This window comes from Plantactinospora sp. WMMC1484 (assembly GCF_049315195.1).
Taxonomy (GTDB): Bacteria; Actinomycetota; Actinomycetes; order Mycobacteriales; family Micromonosporaceae; genus Plantactinospora.
The window spans coordinates 1,450,979-1,468,441 of the sequence record NZ_CP186055.1 but is presented as its reverse complement, the minus strand read 5'-3'; the positions used below and the strand labels follow the sequence as shown (position 1 = coordinate 1,468,441).

Sequence of the window (17,463 nt, the reverse complement as noted above, 5' to 3'; positions counted from 1 at the left end):
CCAGACTCCGCCACCGAGGGCGCAGCCGGCGAAGTGCCGGAAGGGTCCGAGGTGGAGCTTGCGGCGGTGCCGGCGGTCGGGCCGCTCTACCGCCGGGCGGCCATCGGGCTGGCTCCGGGGCTCGGCCCGGCCCGGCGCGCCGGCCGGCTCCCGGCGACCGAACTGCTGGTCCGGGGGGTCGTCGTCGACCGTGACCACCTGGCCGCGTACGACGGGGTGTGCGGATTCCGGCTCCGCGACGCGCTGCCGGCGACCTATCCACACGTGCTCGCCTTTCCGCTGGCCCTGCGCCTGATGAGTGCGCCGGAATTCCCGCTGCCCCTGGTCGGGCTGGTCCACGTGGCCAACCGGATCACCACGTACCGCCGGATGGACGCCGCCGAGCCGCTGGACCTCTCGGTACGCGCCGTCGACCTGCGCCCGCACGACCGGGGCCGGCAGTTCGACGTCGTCTGCACCGCCTCGTCGGGCGGGGATGTGGTGTGGCGCGGGCTGTCGACGTACCTGCGGCGGGAACGTACGACGCGGGAGGGTGCCGGGCGCGGCCCGGGTGAGCGTCCGGCACCGCCGGCCCCGACCGGACTGTGGCGGGTGCCGTCCGGGGTGGGCCGGGACTACGCCAGGGTCTCCGGAGACCACAACCCGATCCACACCTCCCGGATCGCCGCCCGGCTCTTCGGCTTCGCCCGTCCCATCGCGCACGGCATGTGGAGCAAGGCACGCTGCCTCGCCGCGCTGGAGGGGCGGCTGCCCGACGCGTACACGGTGGACGTGGCGTTCAAGGCACCGCTGCCGCTGCCCGGCACGGTCGCCTTCTCCGCCGCCGAGGGCTGGACCTTCGGCCTGCACGACCCGTCGCGCGGCCGCCCGTACCTGGTCGGCGAGGCGACCCCGGCGACACCCTGATCGGGCCCGGCCAGCCGCCGGACCAGCCAGCCGCCGGACCGATCCACCGCCGGACCAGCCAGCCGCCGGACCGAGCCACCGCCGGACCGGCCAGCCGCCGGACCGAGTCACCGCCGGACCGAATCGGACTGATCACCCTCCCGGGTCAAGCCCGACAGAGGGAACATGCATCGAGATTTGTCATTGACACGGATAGTCCGTATCGATAGTCTTCGTTCGATGTTGGAAAGCGCTTTCCAGCAGACCGTCCCCGGTGTGGCCGGCAGCCCCGGCCGCACCGTCCACTCACCGCTGGCGGCGTCCGCGTCCCACCCGCGACTCGGCCGCCGGGGTGGACCACTTCCGCTCGGAGGTTCCCTGTGTCCAGCACCGAAGCCACCACCCGCGGCACCCGGCGGCTCATCCGGGTCCCGCTGCTCGCCGCAGCCACCGCCGCCACGCTCGCCGCCAGTAGCCTGGTCGCGACGCCGAGCGCCTCGGCCGCCTCGTTCAACCTGGAGGGTTGGGCCACCCAGTGCGGCGGCACCACCGGCGGCGGCAGCGCCTCCCCGGTGACGGTCAGCGACGCCAACGGTCTGATCAGCAACATGCAGGCCAGCGGCGCCCGGGTGATCCGGTTCTCCGGCACCATCTCGCTCAGCGGCATGCAGAAGGTCGCCGCCAACAAGACGATCATCGGGGTCGGCGCCAACGCGACCATCACCGGTGGCGGGCTCAACGTCGCCAGCGTCAGCAACGTCATCATCCGGAACATCAACTTCCGGAACTGGGGCGACGACGCGATCAACGTGCAGTACTCGACCAGGGTCTGGATCGACCACAACAACTTCAGCAACGGCTCCGACGGTGCTGTCGACATCAAGCGCAGCTCCGACTGCGCCACCGTCTCCTGGAACCGGGTCTTCAGCCACGACAAGTCGTTCCTGCTCGGCCACTCCGACAGCAACTCCAGCGAGGACGTCGGGCGGCTGCGGGTGTCGTACCACCACAACTGGTTCGACGGGTCGAACCAGCGGCACCCCCGGGTCCGGTTCGGCAACCCGGTGCACGTCTACAACAACTTCTACCGGGGCAACGGCGGCTACGGGGTCGCCTCGACCTGCAACGCGGGCGTCCTCGTCGAGGGTAACTACTTCGAGAACGTCGACGACCCGTACCACCGGGGTGAGGGCAGCTCGCCGGTCGGCGGCCTGGTCGCCCGCAACAACCACTTCGTGAACTCCGGCTCGGGCCAGACCGGCGGCAGCGTCGCCGGCATCCCGTACGGCTACAGCCTCGACCCGGCCGCCAACGTCAAGTCGATCGTCACCGGCGGCGCCGGCACCGGGCGGATCTGAGCCGCGGCACGGACGGTCGCCGCCGGGCCGACCAGAGCCGATCCGGGCCCACGGCACGGTGACGTCCCGGGTGCTCCGGTCCTCCCGGACCGGAGCACCCCGCCGACACAGCACCGAGAAGGCGGGGATCCTCAGCCGAGGATCTGGTGGCCCGGCCGCTTGGCCGGCCGGCGGTACCGACGGCGGACACGCGGCGGACACGGCGGCGGACACGGCAGCGGACGCGCAGCGGACACGGCAGCGGACACGCAGCGGACACGGCAGCGGACACGCAGCGGACGCGCAGCGGACACGGCAGCGCATGCAGGCGTCAGGCCGGGGACCCCCTTCGGCGGAAAACGACGAAGGGTGGTCCTTCCGTGCAGAGCTGGGCGGCGAGAGTGTCGGGGTCGGCGTCGGGGTGGTCGGCCAGCCAGTCGGCGACCGACTCCGCAGCACCGACCAGGGCGTACGCCATGACCTCCAGCTCGGCCGTCCCGACCTCACGGCCGTCGGCGGCCAGCCCCCGGCCGAGCATGCCCGCCACGACCTCGATGATCCGGTTGCGCATCGCCGCCAGCTCGCCGGCGAAGGGCCGCTCGCCCCGGGCCTGCCGGTAGAGGACCGCCCACCCGTCGCGGTGGGTCCCGACGAACCGGAAGAATGCCCGCAGGCCCCGGTAGAGCCGCTCCTCGAAGGGCAGATCGGGCACGACGGCGTCGACGATCGCCTCCATCAGCCGGGTCCCCTCGCGGTGCAGGCAGGCGATGAAAAGTTCCTCCTTGGAGCCCAGGTAGGCGTAGACCATGGGCTTGGAGATGCCGGCCCCGTCGGCGATCTCGTCCATGCTCGCGGCGTGGAAGCCGCGCCGGGAGAAGATCTTCACGGCGGCGTCGAGCATCTGCTGCACCCGGACAGCCCGGGGCAGCCGCCGGAAGGCGGGCGTGGTCGACACCCTTGTCAGCTTACCTACTCCGACGTAGGGTTACGCGTGAGTAACCTGTCTGGGAACCTGTCGTCGTCGACCGGACGCCGACCGACCAGCGACAACCACCAGCAGCCTGGAGGGCCCTCGCCATGACCGACTTCGACCCGGCGACCTTCTTCTCGCTCGAACCCAAGCAGTTCGCCCAGATCGTGAAGTCCACCCCGGATGACAAGCTGGCCGAGGTGATGAGCAGCGACCTGCGCGGCAAGGTTCTCGACGCGACGTTCACCCGGATGCCGACGCTCTTCCGGGCCGACCGGGCCGGCAACACCAACACGGTCATCCACTGGACCATCACCGGCCGGCCGGACGGCGGCTCCGACACCTACGAGATCGTGATCGAGAACGGGACCTGCCAGGTCTCGGACACCCCGCAGCGGGAGCCGAAGCTGACCCTGACGATGGGGCCGGTCGAGTTTCTGAAGGTCGTCTCCGGCAGCGCAAACCCGGTGATGATGTTCATGACGGGCAAGCTGAAGGCAAAGGGTGACCTGGGGCTGGCGGCCAACATCGCCAACCTCTTCGACATCCCGAAGGCCTGACCTCCGGTACGGCATCTCCCGTACGGACAAGACCTGGTCCCCGACGAACGAGAGAGGGCGGCGTGACCGAGTTCTCGCTCGACCTGAACGAAGAGCAGCGGGATCTGCGCGACTGGGTGCACGGCTTCGCCGCCGAGGTCGTGCGCCCGGCCGCCGCCGAGTGGGACGCCCGCGAGGAGACCCCGTGGCCGGTGATCCAGGAGGCGGCGAAGGTCGGTCTATACGGTTTCGAGTTCATCGCGAACTGCTGGGCCGACCCGAGCGGCCTCTCCCTGCCACTCGCCAGTGAGGAACTCTTCTGGGGCGACGCGGGGATCGGACTGTCGATCTTCGGCACCACCCTGGCGGTGGCCGCGATCTACGGCACCGGCACCCCCGAGCAGCTCGTCGAGTGGGTGCCGCAGTGCTTCGGCGACCCCGACCGGCCGGCCGTCGCGGCGTTCTGCAGCACCGAGCCGGAGGCGGGATCCGACGTCGCCGCCATGCGCACCCGGGCCCGTTACGACGCCGCCACCGACGAGTGGGTGCTATCCGGGCAGAAGGCGTACGCCACCAACGGCGGGATCGCCGCCGTGCACGTGGTGACCGCCTCGGTGGAGCCGGAACTCGGCGCCCGGGGCCAGGCCGCCTTCGTGGTCCCGCCCGGCACCGCCGGGCTGGCCGCGACGAAGAAGCTGCGCAAGCTGGGCCTGCGCGCCTCGCACACCGCCGACGTCTTCCTGGACGAGGTACGCGTGCCGGGGCGCTGCCTGCTCGGCGGGCACGACGCGCTGCGTGAACGGCTCGACCGGGCCCGCTCCGGCCAGCGCGGCAGCGGCCAGGCGGCGATGCGTACCTTCGAACTCTCCCGGCCCACGGTCGGGGCGCAGGCGATCGGAATCGCCCGGGCCGCCTACGAGTACGCCCTGGCGTACGCGACCGAGCGGGTCCAGTTCGGCCGCCCGATCATCGACAACCAGGCGATCGCGTTCCAGCTCGCGGACATGCGGATGGAGATCGACGCCGCCCGGCTGCTGGTCTGGCGGGCCGCCTGGATGGGGCGCAACAACCGCCCGTTCACCGCCGGGGAGGGCTCGATGTCGAAGCTCAAGGCCGGCGAGGTGGCGGTCTCGGTCACCGAGCGGGCCGTGCAGATCCTCGGCGGGGCCGGGTTCCTGCGCGAGCACCCGGTGGAACGCTGGTACCGGGACGCCAAGATCTACACCATCTTCGAGGGCACCTCGGAGATCCAGCGGCTGGTGATCTCCCGGGCCATCTCCGGGCGTCAGATCCGCTGACTCGGTGTACGCCGGCTCGCCGGCACCCGGTCCCTCCGGCCGCCGTCCCCCTCCCGGTCGACCGGGTGGAGGCTGCGCCTCCCGGACCTGGAACGACACACAGCGGAGCCCTTCTTGCCTTCGGATCTTGCGTTTCTGGTTGCCACCCTGACCCGCCGTGGCCTGCTGAAGCCCGGTTCGCCACGGCGGATCGCGGCACAGCTCGGCGCGCTGCGAAACTGGGGCTTCAGCCTCGCCGGAGAGCTGCGCCAGGCGGCCGCCCGGGATCCGGACCGGACCGCGCTCATCGACGAGGAGCTGGGCGAGATCAGCTACCGGGAGCTGCTGGACCGGGCCGGACGGTTGGCCGGATCGCTGCGGACCCGGTACGGCATCGGGCCGGGCGACCGGATCGGCGTACTCTGCCGCAACCACGCCGGGCTGGTGGAGACGGCGCTCGCCGGCGGGCTGCTCGGCGCCGACATCGTCCTGGGCAACACCGGACTCTCCGGAGCACAGCTCGCGGCGGTGGCCGAGGAGCAGCGGCTCCGCCTGCTGGTACACGACGCCGAGTTCCTCGACCGGGTGGTCGGGTTACCGGCGGAGGTGGAGCGGCTCGACGAGCGGGGATATTCGGAACTGGTCGCCGGGGCAGTCCCGGGCGAGCTGCGCCGGCCGGCCCGGGACGGCCGGACCATCGTGCTCACCTCCGGCACGAGCGGTACGCCGAAGGGCGCCCGCCGCCCCACCCCGAGCGGCCTCGGCCCGCTCGTCGCGATCATCGACCGGATTCCGCTGCACCACGGCACCCGGATGATGATCGCCGCTCCGCTCTTCCACACCTGGGGATATGCCGCGCTGCAGATGGCGTTCGCCCTGCGGGGCACGGTCGTGCTGCACCGCAGGTTCGAGCCGCTGGCCGCACTGGAGGCGGTGGAGCGGCACTCGTGCACGGCGCTGTTCGCCGTACCGGTGATGGTGCAGCGGCTGTTGGATGCGCCGCCACCGGCGCGGCGGCCGCCCCTGGAGGTCGTCGCGACCAGCGGCGCGGCGCTGCCCGGCGGGCTGGCGACCCGGTTCATGGACCGCTACGGCGAGATCCTCTACAACCTGTACGGCTCGACCGAGGTCTCCTGGGCCGCCATCGCCACCCCGGCCGAGCTGCGCCGGGCACCGACCACGGCAGGGCGGGCGCCGCACGGTACCCGGCTGGCCATAGTGGACGCGAGGGGTGAGCCGGCGCCGGTTGGCCAGGTGGGCCGGATCCTGGTCGGCAACGACCTGCTCTTCGAGGGATACACGGCGGACGCCAGAGAGCGGGAGGCGCGGGAGGCGCGGGAGGCGGGGGACGATCGGGAGGCGCGGGACGATCGGGCAGAGCGGAGTGACCGGGATGACCGGGCCGGCGGGCGGTTGTTGGACACCGGCGACCTGGGCCACCTGGACGGCGACGGACTGCTCTTCGTGGACGGCCGCGCGGACGACATGATCGTTTCCGGTGGCGAGAACGTCTATCCGGCCGAGGTGGAGAACCTGCTCGCCGGGCTGCCCCAGGTGCGCGAGGTGGCGGTGATCGGCGTGCCCGACCGGACCTACGGCCAGCGGCTGGCGGCATACCTGGTGCTGCATCCGGGCGAGGTGCTCGACCCGGAGGCGGTACGCGAGTACGTCCGCCGCTACCGCGCCCGGTTCTCGGTGCCGCGGGACGTGCTCTTCGTACCGGCGTTGCCGCGCAACGCGACCGGGAAGGTGCTGACCCGGGAACTGAGCCGCTACCACCGGGCCTGACCGCCGTCGGCCTGGCCCGGTGGATCGGATGAGACCCGAGGCCCGGACGGGCTAGACCGATGGGATCTCGTGGACCAGGGCCGAGGCGGTCAGCGTCTTGGAGCGCGCCTCGCCGCCGCCGACGGTACGGAGCAGATAGGTGTGCGTGACATACTCACCCGGTTCGCCGTCGCCGCACGAGAAGTTGATCGTCGCGCTGCCGACCGCCGGATAGGTGTCGTAGACCCCGGATCCGTCAACGGAGATGGTGACCTGGTCGGCGCCGGTCACCTTCCATTCCAGGATCACCGGGAGGCCCTGGACCCGGTTGACGTTGGTGCCCTGGTCACACTGCGGCTTCTGCTTGATCCGGTAGTGGTCGATCGTCGGCCCACTCGGTTTCCTGCCGTGGGTGCCGCTGCCGCTGCTGTTGCCGCCACCGGTGTTGCCGCCACCGGTCTGGCCGCCGCCGGTCTGGCCGCCGTCACCTGCCGGGCCGCCGGTCGGGGCCGGCTGGCCGGTCGAGCCGTCGCCCGGGGCGCTGCCCAGGCCCGCGTCACCCCCGGCCGGTGCCGAGCTGGCCGGCGGGGTCCGGCCGGGATCGGTCGTCGCGCAACCGGTGGACGCGACGGCGATCACACCGCCGAGGGCGACCAGGGCCGCCCGAGTCAGGTACCTGTGCATGGTCGCTCCTCTGCCGCAGAATCCCCCGAGAGCCGACGGCCGGGGGTGATCCCACGGTAGGAATGCGGCGCGACCGGCGAATCACGATTTCGTGCCAGCCGCACCAGGCCGGCCGGGTCTGGTTGCCCCGTCGGGCTCGAGCCCGGTCTGGTTGTCCCGGTCGGGCTCGAGCCCGGTCTGGTCGCCCACCGGAAGCGGGGCCGGCCAATCTGGTTGCCGGCCAATCTGGTTGCCCTGGTTGCCAGCCGGGATAGGGCCGGCGGGGTGCCGAGGCCGATGAGTCAGTGCGCCGGAGGCGCGGTGCGTACGGGTGCGGCGAGCCGGCCGGCCGCGGCAAGCGCCGCAATGTCGCTCCGGTGGTGCGAATCCGGCAGGCCGATGCCGGCGACCAGCTCGTAGGCGGCCGTCCGGGCAGCGTCGAGATCGGCGCCGAGGCCGGTGCCCGACAGGACCCGGCCGCCGGCGGAGACCAGCGCGCCGTCCGGGTCCCGGCGCGCGGTGCCGGCCTGCACGATCCCGGTCCGCTCCGCACCGGTGATCACGTCGCCGGTACGCGGGGTGCCCGGGTATCCCGCCGAGGCGACCACGACGGTGACCGCCGCGCCGGAGCGCCAGCGCAGCGGCGGATGCCCGGCCAGCGTGCCGGTCGCGGCCGCGTGCAGCAGGCCGGCGAGCGGCGTTTCCAGCAACGGGAGTACGACCTGCGTCTCCGGATCGCCGAACCGCGCGTTGAACTCGATCACCCGTGGCCCGTGCGAGGTGATGGCGAGCCCGACGTAGAGCAGCCCGGCGAACGGGGTACCCCGGTGCCGCAGCTCGGCCAGGGTGGGCCGGACCACCGCCGCCATCACCTCGTCGACCGTGCCCGGCGGCAGCCACGGCAGTGGGGCGTACGCCCCCATCCCGCCGGTGTTCGGGCCGGTGTCGCCGTCGCCGACCCGCTTGAAGTCCTGGGCCGGCAGCAACGGCAGCGCGGCCTCGCCGTCGGTGACCACCAAGAGCGAGACCTCGGGCCCGGCAAGGTATTCCTCCACGACGACCCGGCCGCAGCCCGCGGCGTGCTCGATCGCCGCCGACCGGTCCCCGGTCACCACCACGCCCTTGCCGGCGGCCAGCCCGTCGTCCTTGACCACGTACGGCGGGCCGAACTCGTCGAGCGCCTGGGCCACCAGCGCGGCGCCGACCCCGCTACCGGGGTTCTGCACCGCCCGGGCCCGAGCCGTCGGTACGCCGGCCGCGGCCATCACGTCCTTGGCGAACGCCTTGGAGCCCTCGATCCGGGCCGCCGCGCCGGACGGGCCGAAGCAGGGGATGCCCCTGGCGCGTACCGCGTCGGCGACCCCGGCGACCAGCGGCGCCTCCGGACCGACGACCACCAGGTCGGCCCGGACCTCGGCGGCGAGCGCCGCCACCGACGCCGGATCGGTGGGCTGCACCTGCCGTAGTCGCGCGACCGTGGCGATGCCCGGGTTGCCCGGTGCGGCGATCAGCTCTTCGACGGCCGGGTCGGCGGCCAGGCCGAGCGCGAGAGCATGCTCACGCCCACCGCCACCGAGAAGTAGTACGCGCACGGCGACCGATCCTACGCACCCGGCCGGGATCTCCCGCCGCCCGCCCGCCGCCTTCCCACCCGGCCGGGATCTCCCGCCGGCTGCCCACCCTGCCGGCGGCGAGGGTTACCGGCGGGGTGGGATCAGTTCGTGCCGGACGATGTTCTCCTCCCGACCGGGGCCGACGCCGACCACGCTGACCCGGGCCCGGCACAGCTCCTCGATGCGGGCCAGGTAGCGGCGGGCGTTCTCCGGCAGCTCCGCCTCGGAGCGTGCCTTGGAGATGTCCTCCCACCAGCCGTCCAGCTCCTCGTAGACCGGCCTGGCGTGGTGGATCGCGGTCTGCGTCATCGGCATGTCGTCGTAACGCTCACCGTCGATCTCGTAGCCGACGCAGATCGGCACCTTCGCCAGTCCGGAGAGGACGTCGAGCTTGGTGACCACCAGATCGGTGATGCCGTTGAGCCGGACGGCGTACCGGGCGATGACGGCGTCGAACCAGCCGCACCGGCGTTCCCGGCCGGTGGTGGTGCCGTACTCGGCGCCGACCTTGCGCAGGTGCGCGCCGTTGTCGTCGAAGAGCTCGGTCGGGAACGGACCCGAGCCCACCCGGGTGGTGTACGCCTTCGTCACCCCGATCACCTGGGTGATCGCGGTCGGTGGGATGCCGGACCCGACACAGGCGCCGCCGACGGTCGGGTTGGACGAGGTCACGAAGGGATACGTGCCGTGGTCCATGTCGAGCATGGTCGCCTGGGCGCCCTCCAGCAGCACCGTCTCGCCCCGGTCGAGGGCGTCCCAGAGAATCACCCGGGTCTCCGCGATGTACGGCCGCAGCCGCTCCGCGTAGCCGAGATATTCCTCGGTCACCGCCTCGACGTCCAGCGCCTTGCGGTTGTAGACCTTGAAGAGGATCTGGTTCTTCTCCCGCAGCGCGAGTTCGAGCTTCTTGCGCAGGATGCCCGGATCGAGCAGGTCCTGCACCCGGATGCCCATCCGGGCCACCTTGTCGCCGTACGCGGGGCCGATGCCCCGGCCGGTGGTGCCGATCCGGGACGAGCCGAGATAGCGCTCGACGACCCGGTCCAGTGCCCGGTGATGGGGCATGATCAGGTGCGCGTCGCCGGATATCCGCAGCCGGGAGACGTCGACACCCCGCTCGGCCAGCCCGTCGATCTCGGAGATCAGCACCTTGGGGTCGACCACGACGCCGTTGCCGATCACGATCACCGCGCTCGGCGAGAGCGCGCCGGAGGGCATCAGGTGCAGGGCGTACTTCTGCCCGTCCGGGGTGACCACCGTGTGCCCGGCGTTGTTGCCGCCCGAGTAACGGACCACGTAGTCGACCCGGTCACCCAGCAGGTCGGTAACCTTGCCCTTGCCCTCGTCGCCCCACTGCGCTCCGATGAGCACGATCGCCGGCATCTCTAAACCCGCCTCCAGGGGGCTCGGGTGCCAGGTGGCGACCGCGTGGCGAGCCCGAGGTGTCAGGCTAACAAAAAGTGACGACCCGGCCGGCAGGGGCCGGACGGCGGCAGGAGGCGACTCCCGGTGTACGACGTGGTGATGCTCACCCTGGCCCGGGGTGAGGAGGACTCGACGGGCTGCGGTGCGGGCGGCGACTGCTGCTCGCCCACTGCGCCGGCCGGTCGGGCGGACTGCGCGGACACCCCACGCGTACCGGTGCTGGCCTGTGCGGACGCCCTGACCTCGCGGGGCGCCCGGGTCGAGTTCGTGACCGCCCGGTCGGATCGGGAGATCGACGCCGTACTGGCCCGGCTGGACGGCCCGCCCCGGCTGGACGGCCTCGACTGGCCCGACCCGGACGGCAAGACCCGCCTCGTAGTCGCTACCGCCAGTGACGCCCAGCTACGTGCCGTGATGCGTCGGCTGGTCCGCCGATACGCCCCACCGCCCAGCCGACGCCCGGCCGACCTCGCCGACAACCGCACCCTGCCCGACCTGCCGGCGATCGGGGTACTGCCGCTGGACCCGAGCCGGTCGGGCGACCCCGGCCGGCCGACCGGCAGCCGTCTGCCGTCCGCTCCGGAGTCGCCGGGTGACCTCGCCGGACAACTCGGCCTACCCCGCGATCCGGCGGCGGTCGCCGCCGCGCTGCTCGACGGTCGCGTCCGCCGCCTCGACCTGCTCCGCAACGACGCCGGCTCGGTCACACTGGACGGCGCACTGCTCGGTGCCGCCAACGAGGCCGGTACGCCGCTGGCCTGGCGTGGGCGGGTCGAGGTCGACGACACGGTGCTCACCGGCGGGGACGATCCGCTGCTGGCGTGCGTCGTCGGCAACGCGGGCGGCTACGCCGAGCTGACCGGGGTGCGCCTGCTCTCCACTGCGGATCCGGCCGACGGTGCCGTCGAGGTCGCGGTCGCCGTCCCGGTCCTCGCCCGGTCCCGGTGGGGCCGCCGGACGATGCGGATCGAGGTCCGTCGGGCCCGCGGCCGCGCGGTCGCGGTCACGCCCCGGGACCCCGAGGTGCCGTTCCTGGACGACGGGGTGCCCGGGACGCTGAGCCGGAAGCGATCGTGGTGGATCGAGCCGGGGGCGTGGGCGGTGTACGACCGCTGATCCGCTGTGGAAGGCTGTGGACGGGGACCTCCGCGCCCGGCCCGATGCCGATCGACGGCATATCCTCGGGCAGTAGGAGGGAGGTAGGTAGGCCGTGGCGAACAATCATGGAGACCGGGTGTACATGCCGGGTCAGGTGCCGGCGGCACCACAGGAGGCCGAGCCGCTCTGGCCGCCGGACGAGATCGTCGCCGAGCCTCGCGACGAGTCCAATCCGATCAGTTGGGCCCCCACGCCGCCACCGCCTCCGGATCCGACGCCGCCCGGCCAGCTCGCCGGAGTTCCGCAACCGGTCGCGCACCAGCCCTACCAGTCCACTCCGCCACCCGCCGTCCCGGTTGGGCCGCCGATGACACCGGCGCCACCGGTGGCGTCCGCACCGCCCTCGTTCGCTCCGCCGCCGGTCCAGCACGGACCGTCCGGGCCGGCGACTGCTCCGGGCCCACCCGGTCCGCAGGGTCAGCCCATGCCGCAGGGTCAGCCCATGCCGCAGGGTCAGCCCATGCCGCGGGCGACAACGGGTCCGCCACCGTCGGCGGTGCCGGTGCAGCCACCGGCACCCCCCGGCCCGGTCCCGCCGGCGCCCGGCCAGGGCGGGACGGCCGGCGCTCCGGCGTCGGACCCGGTCACCCCGATTCATTCACCGACTCGGGTCTGGCCCACTGTCGTCCCGCAGCACCAGGGCCGGGCGACGGTGGGTACCGGTGAGATCCGGCGCACCGACACCGGCGGCCGACCGGAGCAGGGCGCCGGAACGGAGCCCGCCGGCCGGGGAGGCCCGGAGTCTCCGGACCGCCCAGAGTCGCCAGACCGCCCCGAGTCCCCGGACCGCCCCGAGTCGCCGGACCGACCGGAATCTCCGGACCGGCTGGCGAACGGCGCGGCGCCGCGTACCGGAAGCACCAGCCCGACCGCCGCTGCCGACGCCGGTCCGGCCGAGCAGCGGCAACCAGACGTGGCCCCCGAACCTGCCCGGGGCAGGGCCACCCTGCCCGCCACCAGCCGGCCCCAGCCCGACGGCGGCAGCCCGGCCCGGCCGGCCACCGAGTCACCGTGGGCGCAACCGCCGCAGCGGCCGATCGGCACGCAGCACGGCGCCGCACAGCCGATCACGCCACACCCCGGCGGCCCGCAACCGGTCACGCCGCAACACGGCAGCCCGCAGCCGGTCGCGCCATACTCCGGTGCCGGTGCCGGCACCGGTCCGGGCTCGGCGCCGCCGGTCGGTCCGTACCCGCCCACGATGTCACCGGGTCCGTATTCGGTGGCGGGACAGCCAGGGCAGGGCTACCCGCCGGGAACGTCGCCCCAGCCGTATCAGCCGGGCCCGCCACAGCAGATGTCGCCGGCACCGGTGGCGGACCAGCCCACCTACCCACCGCCGACGCCGAACCAGCCCGGACCGCCGGGTTATCCCAGCCAGCCCGGCTATCCGAGCTATCCGCCTCCGCCGGTAGCGGGCCCGGGCGGGCCGCAGTCCGGTGGGACGCCGCCGGTGCCGGGTTCACCCCCGGGGACCCCGCACCCCGGGGTGACCGAGGTGCCGCAGCAGCCGTACGCCGAGTCGGCCGGGGTGCGGCGGATGCCGCCGCACCCGCCGGTGGGCCCCTATCCCGACCCGCTCTGGACGCCGGAGGGCAACACCCCGACCGCCGAGGACTTCGCTCGGCGCCGGGCCGCACGCCCCGCCGACCCAGTGGCGCAGATGGGAGTACGCGCGGCGGTGAACAAAACCACCCTCGGCCTGCTGAAGCTCTCGCCCGGCCGGCACGAGCAGGAGATCAAGCAGGACATCGAGATGATCCGCCGGAACTTCGGCGGGCTCCGGCAGGTGACCGTCGTCAACCCCAAGGGCGGGGCCGGCAAGACGGTGGCGATCCTGCTGCTGGCGATGACCTTCGGGCAGAAGCGCGGCGGCTACGTGCTGGCCTGGGACAACAACGAGACCCAGGGCACCCTTGGCATGCGGGCGCAGCAGGACTTCCACTCCCGCACGGTCCGGGACATGCTGCGCGACCTCTACCAGTTCAAGGGGGCGCACGGCCGGGTCGGTGACCTGTCGCAGTACGTGCGGTCGCAGAGCGAGGGGATGTTCGACGTCCTCGCCTCCGACGAGTCGGCGACCGGTGGCGAGATGCTCACCGCCGCCGCCTTCGCGGAGATCCGCGAGGTGGTCAGCAGGTTCTACAAGCTGATTTTCGTGGACACCGGCAACAACGTCCGGGCCCAGAACTGGCAGGCGGCGATCGACGCCACCGACCAGCTCGTGGTGACCATGTCGGCCCGGAACGACTCCGCCGAGACCGCCGCCCGGATGCTGGACCACCTGGAGCAGAGCGGCCGCCAGCGGCTGGTCCGGCAGGCGGTCACGGTGGTCTCCATGCCGCCGTCCCGCAAGGAGATCGACCTGCCGGCGATCCAGCGGCACTTCGCCGCCCGCACCAGGGCGGTGCTGCTGGCGCCGTACGAGCGGCTGATCGACACCGGCGAACCGATCCGGTACGCCCAGCTCTCCTCCGCGACCCGCGACGCCTGGCTCAAGATCGCCGCCGCCGTGGCCGAGGGGCTCTGAACCCGGCCCGGCTCAGGTGCCGGCTCAGGTGCCGGCTCAGGTGCCGGCTCAGGTGCCGGCTCAGGTGCCGGAGAGGGCGTCGCCGGCCGCCGGGTCGCAGTCCCGGAGGAACTGGGCGCACCGGGCCGCCTCGTCGGACTCGCCGATCTCGCCGGCGGCCCGGGAGAGCACGTGCAGGCAGCGCAGGAAGCCCTGGTTCGGCACGTGGCCCCAGGGCACCGGACCGTGCCCCTTCCAGCCGCTGCGGCGGAGCTGGTCCAGACCCCGGTGGTAGCCGGTACGGGCGTACGCGTAGGCGGCGACGACCTCGCCGGAGTCGAGTGACCGTGCGGCCAGGGCCGCCCAGGCAGCGCTGAACGTCGGGTGCTGCGCGGCCGCCGCGGCGTACGCCTCGTCGGTGTCCGCGCTGCGCGCGGCGGCGAGCGCCGCCTCGGCCGCGTCGTCGCCGGGCAGGAGGGTCGGCGGCGGTTCGGGCAAGAGGTTCTGCATCGGACCATTCAACCCGGCCGCCGCCGGCGCTGGCGAGCGGGGTGTGTCACGCGTGCTGGCTGAACGGCTGAGGCGTCCGTCACGCGTGCGGCCGGTGCGGTTCGGGCGGCCGGGCGGTGCGGTCCCGGCGGAACTGGACTACAAATGAAGATCCGGAGCCTCCCCAGGACCCGGTAGAAGGGAGCCCGGCGACCTGGTGTCGCCGGGCTCTCGCCGGTTTCGTCCCCTTCTGCGGCCGGCGTTCCGGTTCGTTCGCACCCGGCGGCCGGGAGGTTGCCGGGCCGGGGCAAGATGGCGGGATGCCCACCCCACCCCCCGCCGACGTGCTCGAACCGCACGACGACACCCTTCACGAGATCGAGTCGCGGGCGGAACTGGATCTCCACCTCCCGAGCGGCAGTCTCGCCGGACTCGCCGTGCAGGGGCTCCGGTTGGACCTCGAACCGGTGCCGGACCTGACCGGAGTCGACCTGACCGGCACGCTCTTCGTCGGATGCCGGTTCGCGTCCCGCGAGGTGGAGGCGGAGCTGGTTCGGCGTGGCGCGACCGTGGTGCCGGCCTTCGCGGAGCTGCCGTACCCGACGCATCCGTCCCGGCTCTACACCGCCGACGAGCTGGCCGCCGGATTCGGCGCCGCCGGATTCGCCGGGATGTACGACACGGTGGTCTACGAGCACTTCCGCCACCACGGTGGCGCGTTGCCGGAGCTGCGGGAGGCGCTGGCCCAGCGGCTGCACGACCACGCCATCGACAATGCGCTGGCCGACGCCACCCGGTCCTGGCTGAGCCGGCACGGCCCGGCGTCGGTGGTCGGGGTGATGGGCGGGCACGCGGTGCCGCGCGGCACCTCGGCATACCGACTGGCCGCGACACTGGGCTGGGAACTGGCCCGGGCCGGCCGGCTGGTGGTGACCGGCGGCGGGCCGGGAGTGATGGAGGCTGCCAACCTCGGCGCCTACCTCGCCGAGCGCCCTGCGGCCGACCTCACCTCGGCGATCGACCTGCTGGCCGCCGCGCCGGACTTCACCGACCACGATCCCTACACGGCAGCGGCGCTGGAGGTCCGGGCCCGGTTCGCGACGGTGGTGCCGCAACCCCGGGACGGCAACGGTCACCGGGACGGTGAGCCCGACGGATGGGCCCGGCGTGGTGGGCTCGCCATCCCGACCTGGCTGTACGGGCACGAGCCGGCGAACCTCTTCGCCGGCCGGATCGCCAAGTACTTCTCCAACGCCATCCGCGAGGACACCATTCTCCGGCTGGCCCGAGGCGGGATCGTCTTCGCCGCCGGCCGGGCCGGGACCGTGCAGGAGGTGTTCCAGGCGGCCACCAAGACGTTCTACGGCACCGACGGCGCCAGCGGCCCGTACGTCTTCCTGGACAGCGCCTTCTGGACCCAGACGCTGCCGATCGAGGCGCTGCTGCGCCCGCTGCTGGCCCTGGCGCCCGCGGGCGACCTGGCCCGCTCGGTGCACATCACCGACGACGTGCACGAGGCCGTCCGTCTGCTCACCACCGCGTAGCCGCCACGCCATCAGCGCGGAGACGCCACGCCATCAGCGCGGAGACCTCACCGCCGCAGGGCCGGCTCGGCGCTGCCCGGGGCGGGCGGGCCGCTGCCCGGGGCGGGCGGGCCGCTGCCCGGGGCGGGCGGGCCGCTGCCCGGGGCGGATCCCGCCGAGGGATTCCGGTCGATCCCGGAACCGTGCTGGCGCACCCGCCGCCGGGCGTACTCCCGCCTGGGTTACTTGGACAGCGTCGTGCCGGTCGAGCGGAGGTGCTCGCACGCCTCGACGACCCGCTGCGCCATCCCCGCCTCGGCCGCCTTGCCCCAGACCCGCGGGTCGTACATCTTCTTGTTGCCGACCTCGCCGTCGACCTTGAGCACGCCGTCGTAGTTGCGGAGCATGTGGTCCGCAACCGGCCTGGTGAAGCAGTACTGGGTGTCGGTGTCGATGTTCATCTTCACCACGCCGTAGTCGAGCGCCTCGCGGATCTCCTCCAGCAGCGAGCCGGAGCCGCCGTGGAAGACCAGGCTGAGCGGCTTGTCGCCCTTGTTGTACTTGGCGCCGACCGCCTGCTGAATCTCGTTCAGGATCTCCGGCCGGAGCTTGACGTTGCCCGGCTTGTAGACGCCGTGCACGTTGCCGAAAGTCAATGCCGCCATGTAGCGGCCCTTCTCGCCGAGGCCAAGCGCGTCGACCATCGCGATGCCGTCCTCGACCGTCGTGTAGAGCTTCTCGTTGATCGCGTTCTCGACGCCGTCCTCCTCGCCGCCGACCACGCCGACCTCGATCTCCAGCACGATGTGCCCGGCCGCCGCCTCGTCGAGCAGCTGGGCCGCGATCTCGAGGTTCTCCCCGACCGGCACCGCCGAGCCGTCCCACATGTGGGACTGGAAGAGCGGCTCCTCACCGCGCGCCACCCGCTCCTTGGAGATCGCCATCAGCGGACGGACGAACTTGTCGAGCTTGTCCTTGGGGCAGTGGTCGGTGTGCAACGCGATGTTGACCGGGTAGTTCCTGGCCACCTCGCGGGCGTACGCGGCGAACGCCGCCGCGCCGGTCACCATGTCCTTGACGGTGGGGCCGGAGAGGTACTCCGCGCCGCCGGTGGAAACCTGCACGATCCCGTCGCTCTCCGCGTCGGCGAAGCCGCGCAGCGCCGCGTGCAGGGTCTGCGACGAGGTCACGTTGATGGCGGGGTACGCGTACCGGCCCGCCTTGGCGCGGTCCAGCATCTCGGCGTAGACCTCGGGGGAAGCGATGGGCATGTGAAACGCTCCTTAATAACCGCTCTCGGCCTGCACG

Annotated in this window: 14 protein-coding genes; 8 read left to right on the top strand and 6 right to left on the bottom strand. The window is 72.9% G+C overall.

The features are described from left to right. Positions 1–51: 51 nt before the first annotated feature. Entirely contained in the window at positions 52–906 is an 855-nt protein-coding gene (locus ACN28C_RS06450; protein WP_422772646.1) for a MaoC/PaaZ C-terminal domain-containing protein, read from the top strand. 359 nt (positions 907–1,265) lie between these two features. Further along, positions 1,266–2,243: a pectate lyase family protein gene (locus ACN28C_RS06445; protein ID WP_422772645.1), complete on the top strand. Its 978-nt coding sequence runs from the start codon at positions 1,266–1,268 to the stop codon at positions 2,241–2,243. Positions 2,244–2,553: 310 nt separating this feature from the next. Here ACN28C_RS06445 and ACN28C_RS06440 read toward each other — a convergent pair whose 3' ends face one another. Beyond that, positions 2,554–3,177 carry a TetR/AcrR family transcriptional regulator gene (locus ACN28C_RS06440; RefSeq protein ID WP_422772644.1) on the bottom strand — a complete coding sequence of 208 codons (624 nt, stop codon included), beginning with the start codon at positions 3,175–3,177 and terminating at the stop codon, positions 2,554–2,556. A 122-nt stretch (positions 3,178–3,299) separates the two neighbouring features. Here ACN28C_RS06440 and ACN28C_RS06435 point away from each other — a divergent pair, with 122 nt between their 5' ends. From ACN28C_RS06435 to ACN28C_RS06425, 3 genes are all read left to right on the top strand, one after another. Beyond that, on the top strand, positions 3,300–3,752 hold the full coding sequence (locus ACN28C_RS06435; RefSeq protein WP_422772643.1) for an SCP2 sterol-binding domain-containing protein: 453 nt from the start codon (positions 3,300–3,302) through the stop codon (positions 3,750–3,752). Between the two features lie 62 nt (positions 3,753–3,814). After that, a complete protein-coding gene (locus ACN28C_RS06430; protein ID WP_422772642.1) occupies positions 3,815–5,029 on the top strand; it encodes an acyl-CoA dehydrogenase family protein in 1,215 nt (404 codons plus the stop codon). Between the two features lie 114 nt (positions 5,030–5,143). Beyond that, the gene (locus ACN28C_RS06425) at positions 5,144–6,796 is read left to right on the top strand and encodes an AMP-binding protein (RefSeq protein WP_422772641.1); all 1,653 of its coding nucleotides are present in this window, start codon (positions 5,144–5,146) and stop codon (positions 6,794–6,796) included. Positions 6,797–6,847: 51 nt separating this feature from the next. Here ACN28C_RS06425 and ACN28C_RS06420 read toward each other — a convergent pair whose 3' ends face one another. The 3 genes from ACN28C_RS06420 to ACN28C_RS06410 all read right to left on the bottom strand — a co-directional run bounded on the left by ACN28C_RS06420 (position 6,848) and on the right by ACN28C_RS06410 (position 10,434). Beyond that, positions 6,848–7,459 (bottom strand): hypothetical protein, encoded by a 612-nt coding sequence (locus ACN28C_RS06420; RefSeq protein ID WP_422772640.1) that lies wholly within the window; start codon positions 7,457–7,459, stop codon positions 6,848–6,850. 281 nt (positions 7,460–7,740) lie between these two features. Then, on the bottom strand, positions 7,741–9,030 hold the full coding sequence (gene purD / locus ACN28C_RS06415) for a phosphoribosylamine--glycine ligase (protein ID WP_422772639.1): 1,290 nt from the start codon (positions 9,028–9,030) through the stop codon (positions 7,741–7,743). Between the two features lie 105 nt (positions 9,031–9,135). Then, the gene (locus ACN28C_RS06410; protein WP_422772638.1) at positions 9,136–10,434 is read right to left on the bottom strand and encodes an adenylosuccinate synthase; all 1,299 of its coding nucleotides are present in this window, start codon (positions 10,432–10,434) and stop codon (positions 9,136–9,138) included. A gap of 126 nt (positions 10,435–10,560) precedes the next feature. Between ACN28C_RS06410 and ACN28C_RS06405 the strand changes: the two genes are divergently transcribed. Together ACN28C_RS06405 and ACN28C_RS06400 are read left to right on the top strand one after the other, a co-directional pair. Further along, positions 10,561–11,592: a hypothetical protein gene (locus ACN28C_RS06405; protein WP_422772637.1), complete on the top strand. Its 1,032-nt coding sequence runs from the start codon at positions 10,561–10,563 to the stop codon at positions 11,590–11,592. An 868-nt stretch (positions 11,593–12,460) separates the two neighbouring features. After that, complete coding sequence (locus ACN28C_RS06400; RefSeq protein WP_422774552.1) at positions 12,461–14,164, top strand: chromosome partitioning protein; 1,704 nt, start codon at positions 12,461–12,463, stop codon at positions 14,162–14,164. 60 nt (positions 14,165–14,224) lie between these two features. On the opposite strand, the gene ACN28C_RS06395 is transcribed toward ACN28C_RS06400, so the two are convergent. Further along, positions 14,225–14,653, bottom strand: a complete 429-nt coding sequence (locus ACN28C_RS06395; protein WP_422772636.1) for a DUF3151 domain-containing protein — start codon at positions 14,651–14,653, stop codon at positions 14,225–14,227. A gap of 299 nt (positions 14,654–14,952) precedes the next feature. Here ACN28C_RS06395 and ACN28C_RS06390 point away from each other — a divergent pair, with 299 nt between their 5' ends. After that, positions 14,953–16,176: an LOG family protein gene (locus ACN28C_RS06390; RefSeq protein WP_422772635.1), complete on the top strand. Its 1,224-nt coding sequence runs from the start codon at positions 14,953–14,955 to the stop codon at positions 16,174–16,176. Between the two features lie 221 nt (positions 16,177–16,397). Here ACN28C_RS06390 and fbaA read toward each other — a convergent pair whose 3' ends face one another. Then, complete coding sequence (gene fbaA / locus ACN28C_RS06385; RefSeq protein ID WP_422772634.1) at positions 16,398–17,426, bottom strand: class II fructose-bisphosphate aldolase; 1,029 nt, start codon at positions 17,424–17,426, stop codon at positions 16,398–16,400. Between the last annotated feature and the right edge of the window lie 37 nt (positions 17,427–17,463).